The sequence below is a fragment of the Flavobacterium collinsii genome, assembly GCF_902804485.1.
Classification (GTDB): domain Bacteria; phylum Bacteroidota; class Bacteroidia; order Flavobacteriales; family Flavobacteriaceae; genus Flavobacterium; species Flavobacterium collinsii.
Genome location: NZ_CADCST010000165.1, coordinates 1 through 6,670 on the forward strand (window position 1 = coordinate 1; position 6,670 = coordinate 6,670).

Here is a 6,670-nt window from a genome sequence, read left to right on the forward strand (position 1 = left end):
GTATCTTGAGACAAGATTTTGTCTGAACAAAATATATTAAATAGTATTATAAGGGCAAACCAAAAATAAATTTTATACTTATACATTTCATAAATGATTTAATTAACTATAAAGATGTAATAAATTAAAAAGGAAAGAATTTACTCTTTCCTTTTTTAATATAATATTTTAAAAATCTTGCTAACTTTTCGCTGCAACTCCTGGATTTGTTATGGCACCAGCAATTACAAATGCTTGTTTTTGAAATGTAGGTACAGATATAATTTCTTGAGAAGGACTAAAAGTTAGTGTGAATTCTGAATTATTAGAACCTTGTTGATAACTACTGCCAGAGGCTCCAGCGCTGAAGCTTCCTAAAGATATAAATCCAAATAGTTTCAAGTTACCAGATGTTTTAGTACTCCATGAATCTTTAAAACTATTAAAGTCGGCATTTTTGTATTTAATAATTATTGTTGGATAATTACTAACAATAAAATTATTCGTCCAGCCAAAATTACCACCATCTTTAAATGATTTAAAATCAAAAGGAGGAGGAGTTGAAGAAGAGAATTTAAATCCACTTACATCTTTTCCTTGATTTTCATATGCCTGACGAATTATAGAACCATTATACCAACCTGTGTTAATATCCTGTTGCCAAGCTAATGGACTTATAGGAAGGATTGAATAACCTTTATATTGAACTGTAATTTCAGCATCTTGACTAGTACCCTTAAAAGTAGACATATCATAGCTAAATTGTGTCCCTAATGAGAATTTAAGCCAGGAACCAACAGAAAAGCCTGTGCTTCCGTTGATACTTACATTCAGATTTGATCCAGAAGCTTTTGAAGTTTGCATTTTGAATTCGATAACTCTCGATTCATTATTCAAATCATTTTGAATATCTGCGATTGACTTATTTAGATTCCATCCAGTTCTAAAATCGTTATCAATACTGCCATCAACTGGATTAAAGGTTTTTATTCCTCCATTATTTTCAGTTGGATTAGAAGTGTTTCTTCTAGCCTGTGCAATTGTCCAAGACCCAGCCTGCATTTGAGTTTGAAGTGTATTTACAGTGGCCGTCATGTTTAAATAAAGAGATACGTTATTAATTGTTAGATCAGATGAACCTGGTCTATTTGGTAATAAATCTTTAAGATTTCTAGCAGCTGACATTTCGTTATAAGTTAACGGTGGCTTCTTACCAGACTGTGTACCACTCCATTGAGTTCCAAGCACAAAACTAATGATGTAATCATATTTAGTAGCAACACCCCAAGAACCAACAACTTCTTTGGCTGCAGTAATTTGCTCATTTGTAATTGTTCCATAAGCAGTTTGATAATCTTGCACAATCGTAGCTTGTTGTGCTTGAGCATCTCCTTGTATTTTGTTCATTTTTATAGTGTCAGCATTATTCAATGAATATTCAACACCACTTAAAACTTGAATATAATTATTAGGAAATGAACCCGCTGTACCAAGAGCAGCAGCGGGACTTATGTTTCCCGGAGAAACGTTTCCTGTTATGATGTCATAAGTGCCTCGATTGAAAATATTATTTAAATTTTGCCAATTGTACACAAAACCTCCTTGTGCTGGAAATTGTATGGGATAAACAAGATCATTAAGGACTCCCTTTACAGCATTTTGTGTTTGTTCTTGTAAGACTTCGTAGTACTTATTTTGAACATCTTCTTCTCCATTCAATAAAGCTTTGTTCTCTTTAGGAACAGATTTTTCTGCTAAATTACTCATAACTTTTTTATTTTTTTTCTTACTCATAAGGCTTTTCAGATTTCGCCTCCTTTTATTTAACTATAAAGGAATAGTCCGTTTATTTAAGTGGGTTCTGCTCCACTGTTTTATTTATTGTCTCCTTCAAATGTTTTGATAAACAAATCTTTATAAATCATGTAAACACATGCAGGTTATATTATCGAGAAAATTAGTTAGAAACAAATGTTGAAATTTCGATAGCTTTCTTTTTGTTTTCTATTCTAAAATTACAACAGAAGTAAAGTAGAGAATAAAAAAATGGTATGGGACGAGGATTCATACCCATGAGAGGAGTAAAAATTGTAACGAGGCTATTTTTTTATGTAAAATGCGGTAGTGTTGCAAATTCTGGCAAAAGTGACCACTCTATTCCGGTAAAAGAGATCAATTAATTCCGGTCTAAAGTGACCATGTCATTCCGGTTTAAAATGACCACCTGAAAAAGTCGGGGTAAAGATGGATTTTAAAGAGCCATACAATAATGGCAATTTTAAACTGAATACCCATGATCAAAATAATAATACAGTTTCGAACCTAAACTTGTTATACCTTGATTTTGCTGAAGTCGTACTTTTTCAAAATGTATTGTGCCACGATTCTGCCACAAAACTCAATGTATTAAATTTTAATGATGGTTATTACTAAATATGGTCTTAAAAATTTATAAATAATTTATTATAATTTTTTTATTGCGAGTATGAAAATCTAGTTACAATTATTTTACTAGTGGAGAAAGAGGTACCGCTAATTTTATGCCAATCCCAGTAAATACAAAGGGTTACGATATATTACTAAAGCTAGGGGCACCTATGGGGTCACTTAACTTTAAGCGTATTAAATATTAATACATCAAAGATAGGAAATAAAAAATTGTTGTGGCAATTATCGATCCAGAAATTATGAAACCAAAAGGTATTTACTAGGAAAAACATTTAGACAGTGATTAAAGGGGATTATTTGTCGCATATTGGATGCACTTCTCTAATTTAATTGCGGCATCAGTTAATTTAGAGATATCAGATGCAGTTGAATTTGGATCATTTAAAGCAGCGGAAATCTTTTTTTGGATATCATTTCTTTGCGTGCTATAAATAACAGAGGGTAGTGTTTTTTTCCAAGCTACTGCTGTTTTTTCGGTTATTCCAATTATTTGTGAAGCTTCTTTTTGAGTCTTACCTTCATTGATTAATTTAGAGAATTTTTTTCTTTGTTCTGATGTACGTTTGAAACTCATAGGTATTCCTATTTAAATCAAAATCCTTGCAATATCTGATTTTGAGATTAGTATATAAAAAAGTTATTTGATTTTAAAAGGATGTTATACTTATTTATTGTAGTAAGTTTTTTTACGATACTAATATAAGTAAATTAATTTTGATAACCAGGCACTATACTTTACACAAGACCAATTTTGGATAATCTTATATTTAACATCTTCAAGTCTTGGAACAAAATATAGTTATTAAATTCCTTGATATGCTAATCTTTCGCAAACCGAATAATCAAATTTGCAACCTCAAGAGCAGAACGCGCGGGTTAGTTTTTATAATTTTTCAACTGCTTTCAATAAGGTTCTGTGTAAACGCATCTTTACTATAGGATTAAATTTTTAAATACATAATCACAGTAGATATTCGTGTCAAATTTTAGTATTGATCCTCATTTGATTAACGGAGTATTTCTTGAAAAATGTAAATTTGGGCTAAAATGGTCATCTATAAACTTTACTAAAGCTTCTACGGGGTCAAAAGAACAGACCAAACAAATTCGTTGTAAAAAAAGAATACTTAAGCTTATCTACTGAATTGCGTCATTCATTCCTTTATTTCCTTAGTTCATTGTTTTGTTCTTGAAAAGAAGTTTTTTTTAAAATAGTTTTGTCCTGTAAAATCTATCTTATCATAATGGAAAACAAAAAAACAATGAACAAAGAACTAATTTTTTTAAGAACATTTGCAGTTGCAACATCACTTGGAGTTACAGTACTTCTAAGTTCAGCCTTTAAAGAAAAAGGCAATACAAAATTTAAAGAAATTGATGTGGAGCGCATTAATATAGTGGAAAAAGACGGAACTGTAAAAATGGTTATTACCAATGTAGATCGTTTCCCCAATGGAAAAGAAATCATCAATAATAGACCTACCAACGAAAATCGAAAAAAACGCTCTGGTATGCTTTTCTTTAATGAAGAAGGTATTGAATGTGGAGGTTTTATTTACGACGGACAGAAAAAGGGAAATGAACATTCTTCAGGCTTGTCTCTGACTTATGACCAATATGATGGCGATCAGGTAATGCAATTACTTACACAGGATTACAATGGCGGAGACAAAAGAGTTGTGTCTAGTAGTCTTGTATTTAACGACCGTGCGGTAAAAGAATCACAGCTTAAATCAATCGAAATAGCAAAAGAGCTGGAGGAATTATACAAAAGAGATCCGGAAGCCATGCAAAAAAAACTTAGTGAATATGAAAAACAAGGGGTATTAGGAGGTACTACTCGCGTCATGCTCGGTAAGTCTAAAAGTCTGAATAACGGACTCTTTCTCTTTGATGATAAGGGAAATCCAAAAGCAATGTTTTATGTAGATAAAGAGAACAAAGCCAAATTAGATTTCTATGATGATCAGGGTAAGGTCATTGCCTCTTTCCCGGAAAATAACTCAAAATAAGTTTCAGATCAATAATTCTGAAAAAAAGAAATACTATTTTTGTAAAAGTACATCGTCTTTAGAAAATGAAAAACATAATACTAGAAGCTAAGCAATCCGGATATTTTTTACTGTTTGTCTTTTTATTTTCTTACGCACAATCTATACTGGTCCGTTTAATGATTAGGCAGGAATTAAACTGGTATATTTTTACACCGGAGGCTGCTGTAGCTACGCTTATATCATCCTCCGTTTTGTTTCTCATCCTATATTTTTTTATAAAACGATGGCAAAAATCAGATTTGTTCCGTTTTAAAGAAGTGATCAAAATATTCAGCTTTTCTTTATTGGTGTTTCTGGCAATATCGAAAGTTTTCGGACTCATACTTGCTTTCTTATTTGATACATTTGAGCGTAACTTCAATAGCAAAACACTGATTTTGTCAACGTTTTCAGAAATAATGAATACTTTTATCTACGGAAGTTTTTTTCTGGTCTACTACTATTATAGAAAAAATGAAAAGAATCAGAAGCAAATTATACGCTACAATCAGGCTTTGGCAGAAAGTAAAATAAATGGGTTAAAAGCACAGTTAAATCCGCATTTTTTATTTAATAATCTTAATGTTCTGGATCAACTTATAGAAGAAGATCAGATCCTGGCTTCCGATTTTTTAAATGAATTTGCAGAAATTTATCGCTATGTTCTACAAGTTTCCGATCAAAAAGTCGTTACAATCGAAGAAGAATTTGCTTTTGCCAAAAAGTACTTCAGTCTTATGAGATATAAATATGGAAATGCTTATTTACTGGAAGTAGAAACCTTAGATTTTAGCGGTAACATTGTACCGTTAACACTGCAATTACTTTTAGAAAATGCAATTCAGCACAATTTAGGAACAGAGGCAAATCCTGTCCGGATAAAAATAAAGAGAGACAATAATCTTACGCTAAGCAACAATATCATCACAAAACGCAGTACAAAACCCTTATCTGGAAGGGCGCTGTATAACTTAAAAGAACAGTACTGTCTATTGACAAAAAAACAAATCAAAATTCATAAAACGCCTAGCGAATTTTCCGTTTCCATTCCCATAATATCAAAGCTACAACAATGATAAAAGTACTGATCATAGAAGATGAAATCCCGGCAAGAAAAAAGCTGAAAAGGTTTCTTGGACAGCTGAATGAACCGGTCGAAGTAGTGGGAGAAATGGGTACTGTTGAGGGATCAATTGCATTTTTAAACAATGTAAAAGTCGATCTTATACTATCTGATATTGCTTTGTTGGACGGGAATGCTTTTGAAATCTATCATCAGGTAAAAATTACATGTCCGGTTATTTTTACCACAGCTTATGACCAATTCTGGATGGAAGCTTTTGAAAATTATGGCATCGAATATCTTTTGAAACCATTCTCTATGGAACGTTTTCAAAGAGCCTGGGACAAATACCTGCTCTTAGGGAAATCAAATACCAATGAGAGTGATCTGATAGCCAAACTGAATAATTTGCTGCAAAGCGAGGGACAAAAGAAAACGTATAAAGAACGTTTTTCGATAAGCAGCCCTAAAGGGATTTATTTTATAACAACAAATGATATTTTGTTTTTTGAAGCCAATGAAGGTGTGCTGTTTGCTTTTGACGCTTTTGGAAAAAGGCATTTACTGAATGAAACAACGTTAAAAGAAATTGAAGTTTTAATTGATTCACAGTCTTTTTTCAGAATTAACCGCAGTGAGCTCATCCATAAAAAATATGTGGAAAGAATAGAACGTTATTCCAAAAATACTTTTGCAATAAAAATAAAAGGTCACGAAAAACAGCTCAAAACCAGTCAAAGTACTACTGTTTCTTTTCGCGAATGGATCGAAAAATAAAAGCAATTGTTGGATATGCAAACAAAAACGGGTGTGAAAATTAAAGTACATTTTTTAGCATCTTTTTTTTTTAACTTTATGATCAGATTCATTGTTGGCTTCTTTTTTATCGGACAACAATGATTTTTTAAAGAAGCAAAGTAAACATAAAATAGATATTTGTGTTTAAGAATGTTGTCAATACAATAATCTGGAAACTCAACAGAATTTGTACGATGAAATATTAAATAGATATGGCATTAACTTTATACTTAAAAGACTCTGTCGCATTTATGGTTAACTCTTATTCTTTAGAAATTTAAACTCATCCAAAATGAATTCCAAAGGTTATTGTTATCCAAAATCTATAATCCTTCAGACGGTATATTTC

General features: G+C 31.7%; 6 protein-coding genes. 4 read left to right on the top strand and 2 right to left on the bottom strand.

Features of this window, described 5'->3' with window-relative positions:
• Positions 1-180: 180 nt before the first annotated feature.
• The gene (locus FLA105534_RS22975) at positions 181-1,773 is read right to left on the bottom strand and encodes a hypothetical protein (protein WP_173968408.1); all 1,593 of its coding nucleotides are present in this window, start codon (positions 1,771-1,773) and stop codon (positions 181-183) included.
• 450 nt (positions 1,774-2,223) lie between these two features.
• On the opposite strand from FLA105534_RS22975, the gene FLA105534_RS22980 reads away from it, so the two are divergent.
• The gene (locus FLA105534_RS22980; RefSeq protein WP_173968409.1) at positions 2,224-2,412 is read left to right on the top strand and encodes a hypothetical protein; all 189 of its coding nucleotides are present in this window, start codon (positions 2,224-2,226) and stop codon (positions 2,410-2,412) included.
• A gap of 298 nt (positions 2,413-2,710) precedes the next feature.
• Here the strand turns inward: FLA105534_RS22980 and FLA105534_RS22985 are convergent, their stop codons facing one another.
• Entirely contained in the window at positions 2,711-3,001 is a 291-nt protein-coding gene (locus FLA105534_RS22985) for a helix-turn-helix domain-containing protein (RefSeq protein WP_173968410.1), read from the bottom strand.
• A 688-nt stretch (positions 3,002-3,689) separates the two neighbouring features.
• On the opposite strand from FLA105534_RS22985, the gene FLA105534_RS22990 reads away from it, so the two are divergent.
• The 3 genes from FLA105534_RS22990 (at position 3,690) to FLA105534_RS23000 (ending at position 6,300) form a co-directional block, all read left to right on the top strand.
• Positions 3,690-4,439 (top strand): hypothetical protein, encoded by a 750-nt coding sequence (locus tag FLA105534_RS22990; RefSeq protein WP_173968411.1) that lies wholly within the window; start codon positions 3,690-3,692, stop codon positions 4,437-4,439.
• A 65-nt stretch (positions 4,440-4,504) separates the two neighbouring features.
• Entirely contained in the window at positions 4,505-5,536 is a 1,032-nt protein-coding gene (locus FLA105534_RS22995; RefSeq protein WP_173968412.1) for a sensor histidine kinase, read from the top strand.
• Positions 5,533-6,300 carry a LytR/AlgR family response regulator transcription factor gene (locus FLA105534_RS23000; protein ID WP_173968413.1) on the top strand — a complete coding sequence of 256 codons (768 nt, stop codon included), beginning with the start codon at positions 5,533-5,535 and terminating at the stop codon, positions 6,298-6,300. The genes FLA105534_RS22995 and FLA105534_RS23000 overlap by 4 nt, the downstream gene beginning before the upstream one ends.
• Positions 6,301-6,670: the final 370 nt, after the last annotated feature.